Below are 21,778 nucleotides of genomic sequence, written 5' to 3'. Positions count from 1 at the left end.
TTCAATCATTCTTATAAAGATTTCTATTCTTTCATAGAAAAACAGCATTGACATTTTTGTCAACGCTGTTTTAATTGCTGAATTATACTATATAACTCTGTGTTATTTTAATACAAACTCAATTTCTGTTTTATCAGTAAAATTAGCTTCAAACTCAAATTGTTTTACTTGTTCATTCACGGCTAACTTTTTCGTAATGTGTTCTTTAATTTGTTCATTTGTAGCTGTTTTGATTGACAATCCATCTAAAAGAGTCATGATTTTGTCTTGTGCTGCCTTACCTTCTAATTCTAAATCAGCAGATTCATCTTCATACGTTGCTTCAATTGTTCCGTTCGATTTTATTTCATAGGTGAACTCAATTTCATTTTCGTCGTATTCGATTTCTACATCAATCTCTTGAAGACTGGCAACAGTTGGTGTCGGTGTGGTTAGTTCATTGTCTGCTGTTTCATGGTCTCCACCAACTTCAGGAGTTACGGTTTCCCACTTAAAGGTGCCAATTTTAGCTGTTGCTAGATAGGGATTATTAATGGTAATGACTTTCAATTGAAGGTCTGAATGGTTGGCGATATCTGTTAAAATCCCCAGAGCCTGATATGTATTTTGTGTAAAACGTGTCGCAATATTTTGCGCATCAATTGTGGAATAGCCTAATGTTTCCCAGGTGATTTGTTGCTTTAATTCCTGATGAATGGCTTGTACTGTCGCCGGCTCCAATTGAATGCCCGTTGCTTCTTTTAAGTCTTTCTTGGTAAAACTCATTACTTTTTCATGGTCTGATTGTGAAATTAAAGTAGCTGCTTCCATTGTGTTACTATGTACAAAAGGTGTGATTCCGATAGCTAAGACCATTCCTGCTGTTAATAAACTTGTTGTTATTTTTTTGTTTTTCATTTAAGACTTCCCTTCGTGTTCATTGTTATTTTGTTAACAAACATAGTATATCTTTTAATTACACATTAAGTCAACATTTATTTTTAATTTTTATTAAAAAATATTTGTTATTTTATAATAAAAGAACCTTGTTTCCCATAAAAACAAGGTTCTTTATCTAATCATTAATGTTTATTTCAGAACACGTTTTAAATAATATCCTGTGTAACTGTCTTTGACTTTAGCAACTTCTTCTGGTGTTCCTGTCGCCACGATCGTCCCACCACCGTCGCCACCTTCTGGCCCTAGATCAATCACATGATCCGCAGATTTGATGACATCCAAGTTATGTTCAATCACTAAAACGGTATTGCCCGCTTCCACTAAACGCTCTAATACTAGAAGCAATCGCGCAATATCATCGGTATGCAAGCCGGTTGTTGGTTCATCCAGAATATAAAAGTTTTTCCCATTAGAATTTTTATGAAGTTCACTCGCTAGCTTCATCCGCTGTGCTTCTCCACCAGATAAAGTAGTTGCTGGCTGCCCCAATGTCACATAGCCTAAGCCTACATCCACAATTGTTTGCAATTTACGATGAATTTTAGGGATATGTTTGAAAAATTCTACGGCATCTTCCACCGTCATATCTAAAATATCAGAAATGTTTTTGCCTTTATAATGAACTTCTAACGTCTCAGAATTATAACGTTTGCCATGACAAACTTCGCAAGGCACATAGACGTCAGGTAAAAAGTGCATTTCAATTTTGATGATACCATCCCCGCGACAAGCTTCACAACGGCCACCTTTGACGTTAAAACTAAAGCGGCCTTTTTTATAGCCACGAACCTTGGCTTCATTTGTTTGGGCAAACAAATCGCGAATGTCATCAAAAACACTAGTATAAGTCGCTGGATTACTTCTTGGTGTTCGACCAATTGGACTTTGATCAATGTCAACAATCTTTTCAATGGCTTCATAACCAGTGATACTTTTGTGTTTCCCAGGTTTATTGGAATTACGATTTAATTTTTGGGCCAGTGCTTTTTTCAAAATTTGATTGACTAAAGTACTTTTCCCTGAACCTGAAACGCCTGTGACAGCAACAAATTCACCCAGCGGAAATTCAACACTGACATTTTTTAAATTATTTTCACTGGCACCAGTGACTTTGATCGCTTTGCCATTACCTTTGCGACGTTCTTTTGGTACAGGAATCACTTTTTTCCCAGAAAGATATTGTCCAGTCAATGAATGCGGATTTTTAGCAACCTCTTCCGGCGTACCAGCGGCTACAATTTCACCGCCCAGATGTCCAGCACCAGGTCCCACATCAATCAAGTAATCCGAAGCCATCATTGTATCTTCATCGTGTTCCACCACAATTAATGTATTGCCTAAGTCCCGCATTTTTTTCAATGAGTCAATCAAGCGGTCGTTATCTCGTTGATGCAAACCAATTGACGGTTCATCTAAAATGTAAAGGACGCCTGATAAGTTTGATCCAATTTGTGTTGCTAAGCGAATTCTTTGTGCTTCTCCGCCAGAAAGTGTACCAGCAGCTCGACTTAAGGTTAAGTAATCTAACCCGACATTTTTTAAGAAGGTTAACCGATCTTCGACTTCTTTTAAAATTGGCCGAGCAATCGTTGTTTCTTGTTCAGATAAAGACACACCTTCAAAAAATTGGACCGCATTTTTTATTGCTAATTCACTGACTTCACCAATGTGCGTGCCATTGATTTTTACAGCTAAAGCTTGCGGATTCAAACGATACCCTTGACAGCTTCGACAAGTCAATTCTGTCATGTATAACCGCATTTGATCTCGTGTAAAATCGCTATTTGTTTCATGATAACGTCGTTTAATATTTTTTAAAATCCCTTCAAATGGCACTTCCACATCACGAACACCACCAAAGTCATTTTCATAATGAAAATGAAAGTTTTTCTCGCCAGAACCATTTAAAATAATTTCTTGTTGGTCTGCAGGTAATTCTTCAAACGGCGTATCCATATCAATCCCAAAACTGGTGGCTGCTTGTTCCAACATTTGTGGATAATATTGGGAACTAATAGGGTTCCACGGAACAATGGCTCCTTCTCTCAAGGTTTTAGTGGGATCTGGAATCACTAAGTCTTTGTCCACTTCTAATTTAACACCTAAACCATCACAATCGGGACAAGCGCCAAATGGTGCATTAAATGAAAACAAGCGCGGTTCCAATTCACCGACTGTGAACCCACAATAAGGACAAGCATAATGTTCACTAAACAACATCTCTTCTTGACCAATCACATCAACAATTGCGTAACCTTCAGCTAAACGCAAAGCCGCTTCAAACGAATCAAACAAGCGAGAGCGAATGCCTTCTTTCACAACGATACGGTCAATCACAATCGCAATATCATGTTTTTTATTTTTTTCAAGTTCTGGTGCCTCACTAACATCATAGGTTTCACCATCCACCCGCATTCTGACATACCCTTCACGTTGGATCATTTCAAACACTTTTTTATGTTGGCCTTTTTTCTTGACCACAACAGGCGCCAAAATTTGAATTTTTGTTCGCTCTGGTAGCTCTAAGACTTTATCAACCATCTGTTCAACAGACTGACTGGTAATTTCAATATGATCGTTAGGACAAATTGGATGACCTACCCGAGCAAATAACAATCGTAAATAATCATTGATTTCTGTGACCGTCCCCACCGTTGAGCGTGGGTTTTTACTTGTCGTCTTTTGATCAATTGAAATAGCTGGACTTAAACCATCGATGCTGTCAACATCTGGTTTATCCATCTGTCCCAAAAATTGTCGCGCATAAGCAGAGAGACTCTCTACATAACGTCGTTGCCCTTCTGCGTAAAGCGTATCAAACGCTAATGAACTTTTGCCAGAACCAGATAGTCCAGTTACAACAACCATTTTGTCACGAGGAATCGTGACATCAATATTTTTTAAGTTATGGGCGCGTGCACCATGAATCACAATTTTATCATTTGCCATATATGTTCTCCTTTTACTAAATCTCTTACGTCAAATCATTTCAAGTCATTCTATAGAGAAAAGATTAGTAAAAGATACGATGGTTCATCGTATCTTTTACTTAATCCGTTGGTTGACTTATTTGGCAGCTTTCAATTCAAGAATGGTATCTCGTAATGTGGCTGCAGTTTCGAAGTCTAACGCTTTGGCCGCATCTTTCATTTCTCTTTCAAGTTTCATTAATAAATCAGCTTTTTCTTGTCTTGATAAATCTTCATATGATTTATCCAATTGAACCACTGTTTCATCTTTATCAGCTGTTTTGGAAATAGAAATCAAATCACGAATTTCTTTAATAATTGTTTTTGGTTCAATGCCATGTTCTTCATTATATGCTTCTTGGATTGCCCGACGTCGTGCCGTTTCATCCATAGCTCGTTGCATCGAATCGGTGATTTTATCTGCATACATAATGACTTTTCCTTCGGCGTTCCGGGCAGCCCGTCCCATCGTTTGCACTAATGAGCGTTCACTACGTAAGAAGCCTTCTTTATCCGCATCTAGAATCGCAATTAAGGAAACTTCTGGCACATCGATTCCTTCACGTAATAAGTTAATACCTATTAGAATATCAAATTCGCCTAATCGTAAATCGCGAATAATCTCCGTTCTTTCCAGTGTTTTTACATCACTATGCAAATATTTAACTTTTAAGCCTAATTCTTTGAAATAGTCGGTTAAATCTTCGGCCATTTTCTTCGTTAAGGTTGTGACAAACACCCGCTGATCTTTTTCGATCCGTTCATGAATTTCGCCCACCAAGTCATCAATTTGACCCATAATTGGGCGGATTTCTACTTCTGGATCTAGTAAACCTGTTGGCCGAATGATTTGTTGAACAACCGTCTCTGTTTGTTCCATTTCATAAGGGCCTGGTGTTGCCGATACATAAACAATTTGGTTTACATGTTGTTCAAATTCTTCTAAACGAAGCGGTCGGTTATCAAGTGCACTTGGTAAACGGAAACCATAGTCCACTAACATTTGTTTCCGTGCTCGGTCGCCATTATACATCCCTCTAATTTGCGGCATTGTTACATGAGACTCATCGATTACAAGTAAGAAGTCATCTGGGAAAAAGTCCAACAGCGTATACGGCGGCTCTCCCTCTTGGCGACCGTCCATATGTCGAGAGTAATTCTCAATCCCTGACGTATAGCCCATCTCTCTCATCATCTCAATATCATAGTTAGTTCGCTGTTCCAAACGTTGGGCTTCCAATAATTTGTTTTCACTGCGAAGCACTTTCAAACGTGCCTCTAATTCTTCTTGGATCTGCGAAATGGCGTGTTCCATATGTTCTTCGTTCGTCACGAAGTGTGTTGCCGGAAAAATAGCGACATGCTCTGTTTCGCCGACAATTTCACCAGTTAACGCATCTACTTCACGAATTCGATCAATTTCGTCTCCGAAAAATTCAACACGTAGCGCATGCTCATCCCGTGAAGCTGGGAATATCTCAACCACATCACCGCGGACACGAAAACGCCCCCGTTGAAAATCAATATCATTTCGTTCGAATTGAATATCGACTAAGCTTTTTAGTAACTCATTACGATCCATTTCCATTCCCACACGTAATGAAACAACTTGTTGACTGTATTCCCGCGGATCCCCTAAACCAAAAATACAAGAAACTGATGCTACCACGATGACATCGTTTCGTTCCAATAAAGAACTTGTCGCTGAATGGCGTAGTTTATCAATTTCATCATTAATACTGGAATCTTTTTCAATATATGTATCACTTGAGGGTACATATGCTTCTGGTTGATAATAATCATAGTAACTGACAAAATACTCGACCGCATTATCTGGGAAAAATTCTTTAAATTCCCCGTATAATTGTCCAGCTAGTGTTTTATTATGTGCAATCACTAATGTTGGTTTGTTCACTTCTTGAATCACATTAGAGATTGTAAATGTTTTACCTGTTCCGGTCGCTCCAAGTAAAATTTGAGCTTTTTCTCCACCTTTGACACCGTCAACTAGTTCAGCAATAGCGGCTGGCTGATCTCCGGCAGGCTCATATTTAGAAGCCAAATGAAAGGTATTGGAAGTTTCTCTTTCGATCATTTATAACTCCCCCTCAAAGTGTCTAATTTCTCTTAAATTATCGGCCCATTCTGGCAGAATGTCCACTTATTAGTTTAACATACCGAACATATTTTCGCCACTTTTGCTGTTTCGGACTTCAACTGATCTTAATCTTTTGTTCTTAATTTCTATGTCACATTTTATAACATGCAATGTAAGGAAATTAGAGTTTTTTTCTCTTTTTAGCGTTCAAATACTTGTCAGCTTCCTATTTCTTACTATATAATTGTTCAATATGCAAAACTAGGAGGTATTTTATGAAAAGGAAACACTTTTTACTTTCTTTCTTTGTGATGATGGTAACTCTGCTAACATTCATTAGTGGCACTTCAGCACATGCGGAAGGAAAGAAATATACAATTGGAACGGATTTAACATTCGCCCCTTTTGAATTCCAAGACTCAAAAGGAAAATACATTGGTATTGACGTTGATTTATTAGATGCGATTGCCAAAGATCAAGGTTTTGAAGTGGATTTAAAACCATTAGGCTTCGATAGTGCAGTCCAAGCGATTCAATCTAAACAAATTGATGGCATGATTGCTGGAATGAGTATTACGGATGAGCGAAAAAAATCCTTTGATTTTTCAGATCCATACTTCGATAGCGGTTTACAATTAGCGGTTAAAAAAGGAAACGACAAAATTAAATCATATGATGATTTAAAAGGCAAAACGGTTGCGGCTAAAGTTGGAACTGAAAGTGCCAATTTCCTTGAAAAAAATAAAGAGAAATATGACTACACCATCAAAAATTTTGACGATGCAACGGGTCTTTATAAAGCCTTAGAAAACGGTGAAGCGGATGCAATCGTTGATGATTATCCTGTATTGGGCTACGCAGTTAAAAATGGTCAAAAATTACAATTAGTTGGCGATAAAGAAACAGGCAGTTCTTATGGTTTCGCAGTGAAAAAAGGGCAAAACCCTGAATTAATCAAAAAGTTCAACGCTGGTTTGAAAAATCTTAAAGACAATGGTACTTATGATAAAATTTTAAACAACTACTTAGCGACAGGTGATGAAACAAACACACAAGACGCTGGCGAACAGATGAAAAAAATCACTCCTAAAAAAGAGAAATATGTGATTGCTAGTGATTCTACGTTTGCTCCGTTTGAGTTTCAAAATGCCCAAGGCGATTATGTCGGAATTGATGTAGATTTAGTCAAACGTGCAGCTGAATTGCAAGGTTTTACTGTTGAATTTAAATTTATTGGTTTTAGTTCTGCTGTCCAAGCTGTTGAATCTGGTCAAGCAGATGGGATGGTTGCAGGCATGACGATTACGGATGATCGTAAAAAAGCCTTCGACTTCTCTGTTCCTTACTTTGATAGCGGTATTCAAATTGCGGTCAAAAAAGGCAATGACAAAATTAAATCGTATGATGATTTAAAAGGCAAAAAAGTCGGCGTAAAAATTGGTACTGAAAGTGCTGATTTCTTAGAAAAAAATAAAAAGAAATATGATTACTCAATTAAGTATTTAGACACAACTGATGCATTATACAGTGCGTTAGAAATTGGCGAAGTTGATGCCATGATGGATGATTATCCTGTCATTGGCTATGGGGTTGCACAAAATCAACCACTAGCGACACCAATTCCTCGTGAAAAAGGTGGTTCTTACGGTTTTGCTGTCAAAAAAGGGCAAAATCCTGAACTACTTGAAATGTTTAACGAAGGCTTAAAAGAAATGAAACGTACAGGTGAATACGATAAAATTATCGGCACTTACGTAAAAGATGGCAACGAAGCCAAAGAAGAAACAGCTGACGAATCTACGTTTGTTGGCTTCATGCAAAACAACTGGAAACAATTGTTACACGGTTTATGGATGACGATTCTATTAACGTTGATTTCCTTCGTACTTGCTTTAATTGTCGGCGTTATTTTTGGGCTATTCAGCGTTTCACCAATCAAAGCATTACGTGTACTTTCAACCATTTATGTTGATTTAATTCGCGGAATTCCTTTAATGGTCTTAGCGTTCTTCATCTATTTCGGATTACCTGGTGTGCTTGGCTTTAATATCCCGGTCTTCATTGCTGGGATTATCACATTAACTTTAAATGCCAGTGCCTATATTTCTGAAATTGTGCGCGGCGGAATCAAAGCTGTTCCAGTTGGCCAAATGGAAGCTTCAAGAAGTTTAGGTCTTTCCTATAATCGGACAATGCAAAAAATTATTTTACCACAAGCGATTCGCATTATGATTCCTTCATTCATTAACCAATTTGTTATTTCATTGAAAGATACAACTATCCTTTCAGCAATTGGCTTAATCGAACTACTACAAACAGGAAAAATTATTGTTGCTCGGACATTACAAAGTACAATGGTTTACTTCGTTATTGCGTTAATCTACTTAATTTTAATTACTAGCTTAACTAAATTAGCGAAAAACCTTGAAAAGAAGGTGAACTAATATGACTGAAAAAATCTTAGTTGAACATTTAGTAAAAAAATATGGTGACAACACGGTCTTAAACGACATTAATGTTTCTATTAACGAAGGCGACGTAGTCTGCGTCATCGGTCCTTCTGGTTCTGGTAAAAGTACTTTTTTACGTTGCTTGAATCAATTAGAAGAAGCTTCTAGCGGAGACATTATTATTGATGGTGCGAACTTGACAGATAAAAATACGGACATCAACCAAGTCCGTCAACATATCGGCATGGTTTTCCAACATTTCAATTTGTTTCCACATTTATCTATTTTAGAAAACATTGTTTTAGCACCAACCGATTTAGGTCGCTTATCAAAAGACGAAGCGGAGAAAAAAGCGTTAGAACTTTTAGAACGTGTTGGGTTGGCAGATAAAAAAGATGCCTATCCAGATTCTTTATCTGGTGGTCAAAAACAACGTGTCGCAATTGCACGTGCGTTAGCGATGAATCCTGATATTATGCTTTTCGATGAGCCAACATCAGCTCTTGATCCAGAAATGGTTGGCGATGTTCTTGGTGTAATGAAAGATTTAGCAAAACAAGGAATGACAATGGTCATCGTTACTCACGAAATGGGCTTTGCAAAAGAAGTGGCTAATCGAGTAATGTTCATTGATGGCGGTAACTTCCTAGAAGATGGTTCGCCAGAGCAAGTCTTTGAAAATCCTCAAAACCCTCGAACAAAAGATTTCTTAGATAAAGTATTAAATATTTAAACAAAAGCACTTGGCGCGCGCTAGCGCCCAAGTGCTTTATTTTATGGTTAAATTGTTTCCGTGACAGAGACAGATTGAACGTGCCCTTTTTCTTTCAAGAGATGGTGCAAGTTGGAATGCCAGAAATCTTCTTTGCCTACATAAGAAATCTTTGCTGTCACTGCCTCTTGTTCGGATTCCAAAGTCAATTCTACTAAGCGCTCCCCTTTTTCTAAAGAAGCTTGAAGTTGTTCATGCAGTCGGCTTTCTTTAATCATAGGTTCCTTCATTTTTACGATAAGCTGCAATCGTTTTAAAGGAGTCTTTCGTTTAAAATGGGCCAGAGCTAATACTAGCAAAGTTGCCACGAGATTGATAAATGCAATGGTTAAAAAGCCCATCCCAATGACTAAACCAATAATAGTAACATTCCACATCATTACTGCTGTCGTTAACCCAGAGACTTTCCTTTCTCTAAAAACGATAATCCCCGCACCGAGAAAGCCTACACCACTAATCACTTGGGCGCCATATCGTGTAATATCCATAGAAATAATGGACGCCAAGGCGCTATTTTGTTTCACCACATCGACTAAAATATCCACCGATTGAATCTGTAAAATGGAAATCGTACAAGAGGCCAAACATAAAATGGCATTACTACTGATACCGAAGCCTTTTCTTTTAATACTTCTTTCTAACCCAATCAAAGCTCCAAAAACCACGGCTAGAGCCATCCGAATGACAACGTCGGTGAGAGAAAGTTCAATCATTTTTAAAGAATTCATCGCTTTCTCTCCTTTCTTGCAAGTGACTATTTGACTTATTTTGTATTAACTAATAAACGCAAGCCATTAAAAATGACCACTAAGGTACTTCCTTCATGAATAAGTACGCTAAATGCGATATTCGCAATACCTAAAAAGTTCAAGATAATCAACGTTGCTACCACTAACATTGAAAAAATAATATTTTGCTGCACAATTTTATTCAAGCGTTTTGAGACACGATGAGCATAGCCTAATTTAGAAAGATCATTTTTCATCACTACCACGTCTGCAACATCGATAGCAATGTCTGTACCATCCCCCATCGCCACTCCGATGTCAGCATTCACTAAAGCGGGCGCATCGTTAATGCCATCACCAACCATCCCTGTCATTCCTACTTCGCGTTTTAATTGATCAACAATCGCTGATTTTTCCTCAGGTAAAACATTAGCAAAAACTTGGTCCACGCCTACTAAGCGACCAACTGCTTCACCCGTAAGTTTTGCATCTCCTGTAATCATTGTTGTTTCAATATTTTGTGACTTGAAATAGTGAATGGCGTTCATTGCTTCTTCATTAGGAACATCCATCAATGCCACTAAACCAATCACTTGTTCATTTTCGGCAAAGTACACCACCGTTTTGCCTTCACTTGCTAATTTCGTTGTTTGTTTCTCAATGATTGTTGGCACTTGTTCGAAACTAGATGGTTTACCAATTCTAAAAGTTGTGTCTGCAATGGTCGTTACTAAACCCACCCCGACAATATTTTCTACTTCTAAATTTAAAGCCGTTGTTTCTGCTTCAAAGCGATTAACAATCGCCGTCGCCAATGGATGATTGGATTTTTTCTCCATATTTGTTAAAACAGCTACTAATTCGTCTTGGCGATCTTCTAAGCCATCAACAAAAAGATAATCTGTGACCTCAGGTTTGCCTTTTGTTAGCGTGCCTGTTTTATCAAAAGCGAGTGCTTTCACTTCAGCTAAATTTGATAAGAATGAGCCACCTTTAAACAAAACGCCTTGTTTTGCTAAATTGGAAATTCCTGATAAAGTTGCCGGAACGGCACTCGCTGCTAATGCACAAGGGGAGGCAGCAATTAAGAAAACCAAGCCTCTGTAAAAACTTTCAGCCCAAGTCAATTGGAAAAGTAATGCGCCACCTAAAACAATTAGTGGAAAAACTGCTAAAACTAGTGTGACATATTTTGGTTCAAATCGTTTAATTTTGCTTGCAATTTCTGATTGATTTTCTTGTGATTGGTTCACGAGCTGTACGATTTTTGCAAAAACTGTTTCTGAACTATCTTTCGTTACTTCAACAACAATTGTGCCTGAACCGTTCATAGTACTACCAAAAACTGGGTCCCCACTATTTTTTTCTTTGGGAATACTTTCCCCATTAATAGATGATTCATCCACAGCGGTACTTCCTTCAATCACGACGCCATCTGTCGGAATTTGCGCACCATTGAGGACTTGCACGCGGTCGCCAATCTTCAATTGTTCAACTGACACAGTTTGAATTGAGCCGTCATCTGTTATCAGGCGAGCTTCTGTTGGATTTAAATTTAATAGTTTTGTAATTTCACGTTGGCTTTTGCCTTGAGCATAATCTTCAAGGAAATGCGCCGCCGCAAAAATCAAAATCAACAATGCTGATTCTTCAAAACTTCCCATTAATGCTGAACCAACTGCAGCTAAGGTCATTAACAAATGAATATTAGGCGAAAATTTTCGATTGTTTTTCGTATCCCGATACGTATCTCCAAAGCCTTCCCCAATAATATGATAACCAGCTAAAATAGCAGCTAACGAGAAAAGAATATTTTTCACTAAGAGCATGTTCCCTAAAAATAAACCGATAAAGAAAAGAGCCAATCCTGTAAAAAAGAGAATAACTGGAACATTTTTACCTTTTTCTTCATGTGTGTGTGCACCTGTTTGTTTTGACATTGTTATGCGCCTCCTCATTAATGTTTTTCTATTCATATGAATGTATATTCATATTATAAAACACTTGGGTGGTTTTGTAAAGACTTAAACACAAAGACAAGCGATGATTCTATTCGATAGGATCACCGCTTGTCTTTGTCGATTCTTTTTGTTGTTGATATTTTTCTTCTTGAATAGTCAGTAATGATTGCGTTAAATTGACCCAATCAATCGAACGAGGTGGATCCAGCCAAACCATAACTTTACTCTGTTCTTCTTGATACAAGTTATTTAAATTGGTAATCACCACATCTGGTAAGGTATCTGATAACGGGTCAATAATTTCTACATTTAAATTCACATAGACGGATAAATTTTTTTTGATGAATTGGTTATACTCTTTTCCATAAGAAAAATCAATTAGGACCTTGGCTGGCTCTGCAATTAAATGAACCGGAACATGATTAATTAGCAACAATAGATAGTTAAAAAACAAACAGTGATTGGCTTTCGCAATTTTTTTATGTTTTGCTGTTAACCAACGAATATATTCAATTAAATAAAAATAAAATTCCGGATATGTTTGCTTAAAAAACTGTAAATCCATTTCAAAATCGTCAAACATATTAATCGGAAAGTAAATAACATTGAAATGAATAATTGCTAACCCTTCTTCTAGAGTATTCCTTGTTGACTCCTCTAAACAATTAAATGCTTTTTCAAAACTTCCAATGAAAACACGAGTTAGGCTTTCAATCGTAGGATCTTCGTGAATGACATATTTTTTCTCTAGTTTGCCATGCAAATACAAGAAAAAAACAATCGTATACGTTAATGATTTTGAGGCCAATGCCCATGCCAATTGCGATTTTTTTATTAGTTCCTCTGAAAATGTATTCAGTGCACGCGTATCGATCCCTTCCACCGCACGTCCTTCGTTGTTAATCATAATAGCTAAATAATGGAAAAAATTGCGTCGCTCATAGGTGGTGAAAGTATAGTTTAACTCAACAGACTGTAATACACGTTTCGCTTCATTATAAACTTTTACCGAATATAGTTCGGAAATTGGTTGATTGGAAAGCGTGAACAATTTATACAAAAAAAATGAAATTGCTTTTTGATTGCCGACAATTTCCCGCTTACTAAAATAGATCTGATACTCCTTTAAGGCTTTTTTTAGCCGCTGTAAGGTACTATACGCCACAGAGGTGCTGACATGATTACATTCAGCAAACTTTGTCAAACTATAATTTCCTCTAAAGTAAGACAACACTAATTTAAAAGAGAGCGATTCTGTTAAGTATTTCGTGAGCAAAAGTTTACTTGAATAGTTTCCATCAATTTCAAGTGTAACATCTACATCAGAAACGACTAAAGTTAAGCTGTCGCTTAACTTTAGATTGTCAATATCTGCTTTTAATTTTTCTAATGTTTTTTTGACTAAAAAATTCGACATTGATAATTCTTCGCGAAGTGCAATAAAAGTACCTGATAGCGTGGGACTTTCTTCTAAATGCCTTAGCAAGGAATAACTTCGTTGATCTTCTTTATTTAAAAAAATTTCATAATTCATCATTTATCAGTTCTTTCTCCCATAAATAGCCGTTCCTACTAATTCCCGTATGAAATTCAAGTAAAAAGTGTTTTGCCCCTCCGTTCCAGCACCGCCTGTGCTATTTGGTACAATGGTGATATGGCTAGCATCAAATAATTCATCCGTGAAAAATACTTGATGCTGACTTTTCTTGGAAGAAGGCCTTTCTTCATTTGTTTTTGGATTATTGGTTGTCACTTCTTTTTTACTAACGTCTTCGCTACTTTCTTCCGCTTGCGTTTCGCTAGTAATAGTACTTTCATTTGTTTCTTCCATTTTTTCTGGTGTGCCAGTATTCTCAATCGGATAAATTTCTTCTGTTGGATTGGTCGGATTATAAATTGGATTCCGTTCTTCTGCTGCTTGCACATTGGTTACTTGAAAAAACGAGAGTAACAATGTACTCCATAATAGTAAATGTTTGTATTTATCCATTTTTCTCACATATATTGCCAAATACTTTAGCTACATAACAAAACAAAAAATATAACTAGTAAAGTGGTATCAGACGATATTTAACAATACTCCTTCTTATTATTTCTTTTTTTGAGTTAGGTTTGTTGAATAAACTGCATGTTTGATAAGTAAAAACAAACAAAAACGTTGCCGATGATCAAATCAAAAATTAACTACTCTTTATATTTCTCTTTCGTTTTTTTCCTGTTTCTTTTTTCGCCAAATCAACCAGGCAATGATTAAAATCACTATCAATAATAGTAGTAAGCCAATCATCAAATATAAATTCGAATGATTTTCTTTTAAGGTGACATCTTTTTCATTTAATTCTTTGGCAACTTCACCATTAATTGTAAAGTCTTTTTCAAATTGCCATTGATTTCTAAAAGATATCGATTCATTGTTTATTGATTTTTTAAATGAGCCTGCAGCATCTTTATTCCCAACAACGGTCATAGACAAATGATAATCTCCTGGCTTAAGTGGTTGCCCTTTTAGCGCAATGGGAACAGAAAAATTGGTATTTGGTGCAATTTGCATGTTTGCTTTTTCCTCTTTATATAAAACTTCTTCATGTCCCTTTTTGGTAATCTCTGCCGAAAAGGCAACTTGGTTAATATATGTTTTTTGATCATTTTGTAGATTGACTAAAATCACATTTCTAGCATTAATCTGTCCTGGTGAGACTTTTTTCAAAAGTAAATTCGGCTCAACCTTTTTTTTGTTTTGTTGCATCAATAATGCAACGACATACGAATATTCATTTTTAATGGATAACCCCTGACTCTTATCGTCTTGGCGTTTGCCTTCATCCGACGTTTCTTCTTTAAAAGTGATACCACTAGCTAACACTCCATCAAAGGGTGTATTAGGCATTTTGACGTTAATAGAAACCGTTTGTTCACTTTTCGGTTTTAAACGAACTGAGCTAGGGTATTGAACGTAGTCTTTTATATCAAACGCTAAACTTTGATCTTTTTTCCCCTTATTTTCACCATACTCCACGATTACATTTGAATTGGTAATGGCACTATTGATGGAAATACCTACCTTTACTTCTTTATCTGTATCATTGCGCAAGTTCACTTTCAACTCAGTTTCTTCATTTGGTGCTAGTAATAAATCAAAGTAAGTTTTTTCTTTATCTACTTGTTTTTCTGATGGAATAGGCGTAACCGCAAAATTAAATTCACTGGCAAAACCATTGCTAGGTACTAACGCTAAAAGAATTAGTAGTATCGGAAAAAAAAGAAATCGTTGTTTTTTTCTGTTCAAATTATTTACTCCTTTTCTATATGTAGTGAATAGCAGGTAACCATGTTCCCCGCTATTCTTCTTTTTAAAACTCGTTTAATTTCCTGGAGCGTCTGTCAACGTCCATGTTAATTTTGTGGCGTATTTTTCAGCGTATTTGGTTGTAGAACCTGGAACAGTTAACTCAATACTTTTAGCAGCTGTAGTTGCATCTGTTCCCCAATCAAATAAATAAGTTCCTGCACCGTTTCCTTTCGCTGCACTCATTACATCTGATTGACTACCATCTGAATTTAGCGTGATTGTGGCTGGGCCTGTTGGTTTGCCTGAATCTGAAGCAGTCACTACATTTCCGTTTTTAAACGTGATAGCTGCCCCAGTCAATTCTTTACCAGAAGTTGATTTAAATTGTCCTTCTTGTTTCACTTTTAATGACCAGCCAGCTTCGGTTCCACGGTTATCTGTTACTTGGACATAGTTAGGCCCTTCTTTGACTTCATCGGTTGCGCCTACTGTCTTGTATTTTTGGGTAGCAGCAAAATAAGTCTGATCCTTCGACGTGATTTTTTGAACACCGAAGTCTAGACTTGACGCATAATCAATTGACAACGGACCGTTTGTTCCTGGATTAGGACCTTCAGGATCTGTTGGGTCAATAGGATCAACTGGATTAGTTGGATCCGTTGGGTCAACCGGATTAGTTGGCTCTTCACTTGGTGTAAATTCTACGATACCATTAGATGTATAACTACCGCCATCTTCTGCAAAGGCTTGAGAAGTCATGCCTAAGCTCCCTAAAATAAATGTGGATAAACATACTGTTGTTACTTTTTTCATTTTCTTTTCTCCATTCTTTTCTTTAATTTCCTGGTACGTCTTCTAACGCCCAAGATAAACGAGCTTTAAATGTTCCAACTCTTTGATAAGCTACAGGAACATTGATTTGAATTCCTTGTTGTTTTGATTCATCAAGTAATGCTGTTAAATCTGTTTCACCTTTCTGATTACTTTCTAAAAGCGTAATTGCCTCATTTGTAATCTGAGAGCTTCCAGCAGTTGAAACGAAAGAAAAAACATCTGGCATTACAATTGAATCATTTGTTAACGGTTGCGTTTGCTTTAGTTGCAAGCGCCAATTATTTGCGTTACGTTCATCCACAACTTTGAGTCCTTCGGTGGGATGCCCAAGTTTAATTAGTGGTTGATTACGTATCTTTTCCGTACCAAAAGTAATCTGTTTTGGTGCCTCTTTAAAATATAGTTCCCCTAAACGATAGTAAAAATAAATATCTTTTGTTTCCTCTGTCATTGTTCCTTCCGCATTTCCTGAGTCTTTTGTAAAAACATAGCCAGAAATATCTAGGGGTTTTTCTTGATAGGGTGCACCAATTTTCCCTGTTACACTTTTAGGTGGAGCAATATCTTTACCTTCCGCGTCTTTATAAAAAACGGTTACTGTTTTTTCTGTTGGTTTAGGAATAGTAATCGTTACATTATTTGACTTTTGCAGTAAGGTTCCTTCTTCATAATAGTCAAAGTTCATAGTTAAAACTTTTTCGGGCGTATTATCTTGAAGGGTTGTTTTTAATTCAATAATCATGTCCTTCTTTAAAACTAAGTAGTCATTTAAAGCAATTGTTAAGTGATTCCCTGTTTGTGTCAGATCTTTGGCTGCTACCTTTTTACCATCAATCGTTAATGAATTTTCTTCATATGCTAATTCATCAGGTAAGTCAATGCTTACTTGCGGTTGACGATCTTCGATAAAGTCATTGTCAATATTCAACGTATTCCGTAGTCTCACCTGATCATTTTTCACTGCTTCAACAGCTGAGCTAAACTCCTGACCATTCACGCTAAGGGCTGCTTGTGACGTAACGTTGGTAGGAATTTGTGTCATTGCTAAAGCATTCTCTTGGTATTTGCCACCTGTGGATGATGTAAAGCCCCAATAAACCGTTGTTGCGCCAAATTGTGCATTTAAATCTGAAACTACATACGTATTCGTGCCCACACCTTCTAAATCATATGTTAATGCTTTGGTTGCGGCATTCCAATGAACAGTCAACATGCGCCAGGTTCCATTAGATAGATAGGTTGGCGCAACAGTGACGCCTGAATGCTCCCCTGTATAGCTGTTGTTATTAGCTTTCGGAGTGACAAAAGCTAAATGTCCATTTCCCTTATCTTGTGAAATTTCTCGGTCTATTCGGTTGGAACTACCAGTATTTTTATAGGTATCAAACTCAATCGATAAGGCATTTCTAACATAAGGTTGACCCGCTTTCGTGGAGTATGCACCGATTCCCATCCCAGGTGAACCAATGACTTCTTGAGGCGTTGTGGACATTCTAGGATCATTCGTTAAGGTAAAGGTCATACCATCACCAGCATTTGCATACTCGTTTCCTAAATACAAATAACTTTTAAAGGTAAAATCCGACAATAAACTGATTGGTTTTTTTGACCAAATAGCTCCTTTTTGTGATTTAACAGCTGGGTTTAGTTGTAATAACTTCCCACCTTCTAAAATACTTGTTGCATTTCCAATTGGCTCTTGAAATACCTTGTCGATTGGAATGATATTAGGATCATCAGGCAATGAAGTAGCGTATGGCGCAGCCAACATGCGCGGCTGTGGTTCAACTATCGCCGATTCCGTTGCACTGTTATCGTCATCCTTTTGTTGTTCGCTAGGTTCTAAAGTAGCCGTTGATTGGTCTGTTTCTGCTGGATGATTATCGGTTGTTGTTGTCGTTTCTAGGGAAGGTTCTTGCTCTAATGTTTCCGAGTGAGAAGGAGCGCTAGTTGCCTGATCATTGGCCGATTCCTCCACTATTTCCCGATTGACTTCGTTGATATTTGTCGAAGGATTACTAATCGCTTCGCTAGTAATAGGCGCAAGGAGTAGTAAGAATAAACTACTTGCCAAAAAGACTAGGCTTTGTTTGTTTCGCATCTCTCTTCACCTCTACTTTTTAAATTCCTGGTACATCCGTCAACGTCCACAATAATTTTGTTTGATATTTCACGGCATCTTTAGGAGTTGACCCTGGTACTGATAGCGCGACATCTTTTGTAACATTAACATTGTGTACCGTATTGGTTTCATCGCGTTCTGCAACCACTTCTACTTTGCCCCAATAAGTAGCCCAAGTTCCTGCACCGGTTCCTTGCTTCGCAGCTGCCACTAGCGATGCAGTTCCTGGAACAAGGGCAATCTTATTTGTTGCCTCTGGTTTCACAACATTTTGCGCATTACTATTAACAGTCGGGTTAGCTAAAGAAATTTGCGCACCTGTCAACTGACTATTTAAAGTCGCCTTTGTTGCTTTAAATTGCTCCTTTTGCGTAACCGTTAAAGACCAACCACTATTGGTTCCTCTATTATCAGAAATTTGCACAAAATTTGGTGTTTCTTTTTGATTTTCTTGATATTGCTGTGCTCTTGCAAAATATACTTGGTCTTTATTCGAAATACGATTTTTCCCAAAGTCAAAACTTGAAGCATAATCAATAGACAGCGGTCCTTGGGTACCAGGATTGGGACCTTCTGGGTCTGTCGGATCAATTGGTTTGACTGGCTTTTCTGGATCGGGATTTTCTGGATCAACTGGCTCTGTCGGATCTACGTTCGGAATAAATTCTACTAAACCATTCGAACGATACTCTTTTGGCTCTTCTGCCTTCGCTTGTAAGGACCAACCAGCAACTGCAAATGTACTGCATAGAACGATTCCTGTGAATTGTTTTTTCATTGCTTTTCTCCTTTATTTAATTATTAGCGGGCGTATCTTCTAATGCCCAAACTAACTTCGTTGAATATTGTTGTGCAAGCTTTACAGATTTTCCGGGAACGAATAGTTGGACAGCTTCTTTATTTGTTGCTTCATTTGAACCAAAGCGATAAACCCAAGTCCCAACACCTGTTTCTTTTTTAGCGTTCATCGCTAGATTATTATTTACACCAGGTGTTAGGGAAATAGTACTACTGACTTCAGTAGGTTTATATTTTTCATCCACCATTGAGGCAGCTTCTGCCTTTGTAAACGTTAATTGAGCGCCGACTAGTTCCTCTCCAGTAGCTGTTTTAAATTGTTCAGGTTGGGAAAGCGTTAGTTTCCATCCTGCTAACGTTCCTCTTTTATCAGTTACTTGTACATAGGTTGGTTTTTTTGAACCATCTTTCATTTCATCTGGCGCAGCATAATACGTTTGATCTGCCGTAGAAATCTTTTGTGTGCCAAATTTAAATTTTGACCCATAATCAATTGATAAGGCACCACCCGTTCCTGGCCCTGGAGGATCAATTGGGTCTACTGGATCAGTAGGATCGGGATTTTCTGGATCAACTGGCGGTGTGATTTCGTTATCGCCTGCTTCAAAAGTAATTGTGCCTTCCGTATTGTATTCTTTCGGAAAAGTTTCTGCTGCTGATGCGTTTATTGCTTGAAACCCTACGCCTAAAAGTATGGTTGCCGATGTAAGTAAAACAGTTTTTTTCATTAAATAAGCTCCTTCTCTCGTTTCATTTTATTAATTAAATAAATGACTACCCCCAACAAACTAACTCCTATCAAGGAATACAGCGGATTTTCAGACTCGCCTGTTTTAGGTAAAACTGCTTGTCCAGAAGCAGCTAAATTATTTCTTCCCTGTTCTTCTGATTGTTGGGTATACGCTACGTCATTTGACTCTTTTTCATTCTCATAAACGTAGGTACCATAGAAGCTCGCTTGACCATTTGATTCATAATTATTTTCTTCAGCCATAACGCTTTTTGTTTGCAACCCAATGATCAATAGCCCTAAACATACCAAACTAAACCTTTTTATGATTTTCATCTGAATTCCTCCTTCCCCATTTTCAACATTGACTGGCCCAGCCAATAAACATTATATAAAAGAAATATTTATTAGATATTTTTATTTTTTTCAGACGCTTTTAAAAAATAAAATGGTTTCAGCTAAGAAAGCTTTAAAATCAACACTTTTAAAGACAAAAAAATAAACAAAAAAAACTTCGAAAAATAATTTTCGAAGTTTTTTTGTTTATTTTTTTATTATTTTTATACTTCAACCGCTTCTAACAAAGCTAAACGTTCAGCAACTTCTGCTTCTGTTAAATTATATTTTTTTACATAACGGTTGGCAGGATGCTGGCTACATTCTAATGAGCAGCCGCCTAAATGTTTATGTTCATTTTCTTCTGAAGTTAAGATTTGACGATTACATTCTGGGTTTGCACAGTTAATATAGCGTTCGCAAGGTGTTCCATCAAACCAATCTTTCCCAATAACTTTTTTATCAACGTGATTAATTTCGACACTGATTCGGTCATCAAAGACATACATTTTGCCATCCCAAAGTTCGCCACGTGTTTCTGGATTTTTTCCATAGTTGGCGATACCACCATGCAATTGAGCAACATCTTCAAATCCTTCTTTTAATAACCAGCCAGAAAATTTTTCACAGCGAATCCCGCCAGTACAATAGGTAACAATTTTTTTATCCATAAATTGTTCTTTGTTCTCGCGAATCCATTGTGGTAACTCACGGAAGCTACGGATATCTGGGCGCACGGCACCACGGAAATGACCTAAATCATATTCATAATCGTTACGAGCATCGATTACAACAGTGTCTTCGTCTAATAAGGCTTCTTTAAATTCTGCAGGTTCCAAATATTTCCCCGTCGTTTCTAATGGATCAACGTCTTCTTCTAAGTTCAACGCCACTAATTCAGAACGTGGGCGAACAAACATTTTGCGGAACGCCATTTCTTCTGCTGGATCAATTTTAAAGAATGTATCCTTAAAGCGCTCATCTGCTTGCATTGCTTCCATGTACTTTTCTGTTTCTTCGACAGTACCAGATAACGTTCCGTTAATCCCTTCTGTCGCTACTAAAATACGGCCTTTTAAATTTAATGATTTGCAAAAAGCTAGATGCTCTTTCGCAAAAGCTTCTGGATCTTCAATTGTTGTATATTTGTAATAAAGTAATACTTGGTATTTCATCTTGTTTTCCCCTTTTGTATAAAGTCATTCTATCCCATTATACGGTGAATAAAAAAGGGAAAGCGATTATTTTGCTTGTGTATTTACACACAATAAAAAAAGCCTGATAAACGGCGGGAACAGAACCAACACTACGCGTTGCTCCGATCTCAACAACTTCTAAGGTGTTTTCTCGACATGCGTCTCGTCACAGTACACCCTTCAAAAGAGCTACAGCTCTAAGAGTTGCGATGTTTCACTGTGAAGCATGAACAGATGAAATCATCGTACCTACTTGGTGAAGGTCCTTCGGAAATAAGCCGAAATTGACTTTCTCACACAAGTGTTCGGCGTATCTTAATCCTTCCAAGTGTTGAGAATCACGAAGAACGTAGTGATTCGATGATGAACAATACCTACTTGGTCTCCAAAAATTAAAGAACACCGGGTAGGTATCATGCAACATCAACTCGTTCCTCGTTGTGTTTTATGACAATTTTCGGAAATTTCTTCTTATTGCTGAGAAACACTATTTGCAAAGCAAATAGATGTTAATCAGTACCTACTTGGTTCTCGGAGCTAAACGGTTCTGTCCCGA

Annotated in this window: 16 protein-coding genes; 2 read left to right on the top strand and 14 right to left on the bottom strand. The window is 37.3% G+C overall.

Annotated features, from left to right (window positions below):
• Window positions 1-102: 102 nt before the first annotated feature.
• The 3 genes from IGL56_RS02665 to uvrB form a co-directional block, all read right to left on the bottom strand.
• A complete protein-coding gene (locus IGL56_RS02665; protein ID WP_002370766.1) occupies window positions 103-897 on the bottom strand; it encodes a YusW family protein in 795 nt (264 codons plus the stop codon).
• A 171-nt stretch (window positions 898-1,068) separates the two neighbouring features.
• A complete protein-coding gene (uvrA, locus tag IGL56_RS02660; RefSeq protein WP_002361280.1) occupies window positions 1,069-3,888 on the bottom strand; it encodes an excinuclease ABC subunit UvrA in 2,820 nt (939 codons plus the stop codon).
• Between the two features lie 117 nt (window positions 3,889-4,005).
• Window positions 4,006-6,003, bottom strand: a complete 1,998-nt coding sequence (gene uvrB / locus IGL56_RS02655; RefSeq protein ID WP_002364783.1) for an excinuclease ABC subunit UvrB — start codon at window positions 6,001-6,003, stop codon at window positions 4,006-4,008.
• A gap of 278 nt (window positions 6,004-6,281) precedes the next feature.
• Between uvrB and IGL56_RS02650 the strand changes: the two genes are divergently transcribed.
• A complete protein-coding gene (locus IGL56_RS02650; protein WP_002355617.1) occupies window positions 6,282-8,450 on the top strand; it encodes an amino acid ABC transporter substrate-binding protein/permease in 2,169 nt (722 codons plus the stop codon).
• A 1-nt stretch (window position 8,451) separates the two neighbouring features.
• Window positions 8,452-9,189, top strand: a complete 738-nt coding sequence (locus tag IGL56_RS02645) for an amino acid ABC transporter ATP-binding protein (RefSeq protein WP_002355616.1) — start codon at window positions 8,452-8,454, stop codon at window positions 9,187-9,189.
• 47 nt (window positions 9,190-9,236) lie between these two features.
• On the opposite strand, the gene IGL56_RS02640 is transcribed toward IGL56_RS02645, so the two are convergent.
• From IGL56_RS02640 to IGL56_RS02590, 11 genes are all read right to left on the bottom strand, one after another.
• Window positions 9,237-9,956, bottom strand: coding sequence for an MgtC/SapB family protein (locus tag IGL56_RS02640; protein ID WP_002361276.1), 720 nt, complete (start codon window positions 9,954-9,956; stop codon window positions 9,237-9,239).
• A gap of 35 nt (window positions 9,957-9,991) precedes the next feature.
• The gene (locus tag IGL56_RS02635) at window positions 9,992-11,896 is read right to left on the bottom strand and encodes a heavy metal translocating P-type ATPase (protein ID WP_002386153.1); all 1,905 of its coding nucleotides are present in this window, start codon (window positions 11,894-11,896) and stop codon (window positions 9,992-9,994) included.
• 109 nt (window positions 11,897-12,005) lie between these two features.
• On the bottom strand, window positions 12,006-13,454 hold the full coding sequence (locus IGL56_RS02630; RefSeq protein ID WP_002386152.1) for a helix-turn-helix domain-containing protein: 1,449 nt from the start codon (window positions 13,452-13,454) through the stop codon (window positions 12,006-12,008).
• Between the two features lie 3 nt (window positions 13,455-13,457).
• Window positions 13,458-13,907, bottom strand: coding sequence for a hypothetical protein (locus IGL56_RS02625; protein ID WP_002381257.1), 450 nt, complete (start codon window positions 13,905-13,907; stop codon window positions 13,458-13,460).
• A gap of 201 nt (window positions 13,908-14,108) precedes the next feature.
• On the bottom strand, window positions 14,109-15,203 hold the full coding sequence (locus IGL56_RS02620) for a DUF916 and DUF3324 domain-containing protein (RefSeq protein ID WP_002361272.1): 1,095 nt from the start codon (window positions 15,201-15,203) through the stop codon (window positions 14,109-14,111).
• A 75-nt stretch (window positions 15,204-15,278) separates the two neighbouring features.
• Window positions 15,279-16,019 (bottom strand): WxL domain-containing protein, encoded by a 741-nt coding sequence (locus IGL56_RS02615; RefSeq protein WP_002355609.1) that lies wholly within the window; start codon window positions 16,017-16,019, stop codon window positions 15,279-15,281.
• Window positions 16,020-16,041: 22 nt separating this feature from the next.
• On the bottom strand, window positions 16,042-18,141 hold the full coding sequence (locus IGL56_RS02610; protein ID WP_065813732.1) for a lectin-like domain-containing protein: 2,100 nt from the start codon (window positions 18,139-18,141) through the stop codon (window positions 16,042-16,044).
• Between the two features lie 19 nt (window positions 18,142-18,160).
• Window positions 18,161-18,940, bottom strand: a complete 780-nt coding sequence (locus IGL56_RS02605) for a WxL domain-containing protein (protein ID WP_002355607.1) — start codon at window positions 18,938-18,940, stop codon at window positions 18,161-18,163.
• Between the two features lie 16 nt (window positions 18,941-18,956).
• Window positions 18,957-19,688 (bottom strand): WxL domain-containing protein, encoded by a 732-nt coding sequence (locus tag IGL56_RS02600; protein WP_002361269.1) that lies wholly within the window; start codon window positions 19,686-19,688, stop codon window positions 18,957-18,959.
• A complete protein-coding gene (locus tag IGL56_RS02595; RefSeq protein WP_002355604.1) occupies window positions 19,688-20,071 on the bottom strand; it encodes an LPXTG cell wall anchor domain-containing protein in 384 nt (127 codons plus the stop codon). The genes IGL56_RS02600 and IGL56_RS02595 overlap by 1 nt, the downstream gene beginning before the upstream one ends.
• A 179-nt stretch (window positions 20,072-20,250) precedes the next feature.
• Complete coding sequence (locus IGL56_RS02590) at window positions 20,251-21,201, bottom strand: rhodanese-related sulfurtransferase (RefSeq protein ID WP_002358723.1); 951 nt, start codon at window positions 21,199-21,201, stop codon at window positions 20,251-20,253.
• Window positions 21,202-21,778: the final 577 nt, after the last annotated feature.

This window comes from Enterococcus sp. DIV1316a (assembly GCF_050536915.1).
GTDB classification, from domain to species: domain Bacteria; phylum Bacillota; class Bacilli; order Lactobacillales; family Enterococcaceae; genus Enterococcus; species Enterococcus faecalis.
Note: the sequence above shows the minus strand (reverse complement) of the source record. Positions and strands in the feature narration are given on the sequence as shown.

Bases quoted from the DNA above. Each gene is read 5' to 3' on its own strand.
- IGL56_RS02665 (WP_002370766.1), bottom strand. From the start codon at position 897: ATGAAAAACAAAAAAATAACAACAAGTTTATTAACAGCAGGAATGGTC.
- uvrA (WP_002361280.1), bottom strand. From the start codon at position 3,888: ATGGCAAATGATAAAATTGTGATTCATGGTGCACGCGCCCATAACTTA.
- uvrB (WP_002364783.1), bottom strand. From the start codon at position 6,003: ATGATCGAAAGAGAAACTTCCAATACCTTTCATTTGGCTTCTAAATAT.
- IGL56_RS02650 (WP_002355617.1), top strand. From the start codon at position 6,282: ATGAAAAGGAAACACTTTTTACTTTCTTTCTTTGTGATGATGGTAACT.
- IGL56_RS02645 (WP_002355616.1), top strand. From the start codon at position 8,452: ATGACTGAAAAAATCTTAGTTGAACATTTAGTAAAAAAATATGGTGAC.
- IGL56_RS02640 (WP_002361276.1), bottom strand. From the start codon at position 9,956: ATGAATTCTTTAAAAATGATTGAACTTTCTCTCACCGACGTTGTCATT.
- IGL56_RS02635 (WP_002386153.1), bottom strand. From the start codon at position 11,896: ATGTCAAAACAAACAGGTGCACACACACATGAAGAAAAAGGTAAAAAT.
- IGL56_RS02630 (WP_002386152.1), bottom strand. From the start codon at position 13,454: ATGATGAATTATGAAATTTTTTTAAATAAAGAAGATCAACGAAGTTAT.
- IGL56_RS02625 (WP_002381257.1), bottom strand. From the start codon at position 13,907: ATGGATAAATACAAACATTTACTATTATGGAGTACATTGTTACTCTCG.
- IGL56_RS02615 (WP_002355609.1), bottom strand. From the start codon at position 16,019: ATGAAAAAAGTAACAACAGTATGTTTATCCACATTTATTTTAGGGAGC.
- IGL56_RS02610 (WP_065813732.1), bottom strand. From the start codon at position 18,141: ATGCGAAACAAACAAAGCCTAGTCTTTTTGGCAAGTAGTTTATTCTTA.
- IGL56_RS02605 (WP_002355607.1), bottom strand. From the start codon at position 18,940: ATGAAAAAACAATTCACAGGAATCGTTCTATGCAGTACATTTGCAGTT.
- IGL56_RS02600 (WP_002361269.1), bottom strand. From the start codon at position 19,688: ATGAAAAAAACTGTTTTACTTACATCGGCAACCATACTTTTAGGCGTA.
- IGL56_RS02590 (WP_002358723.1), bottom strand. From the start codon at position 21,201: ATGAAATACCAAGTATTACTTTATTACAAATATACAACAATTGAAGAT.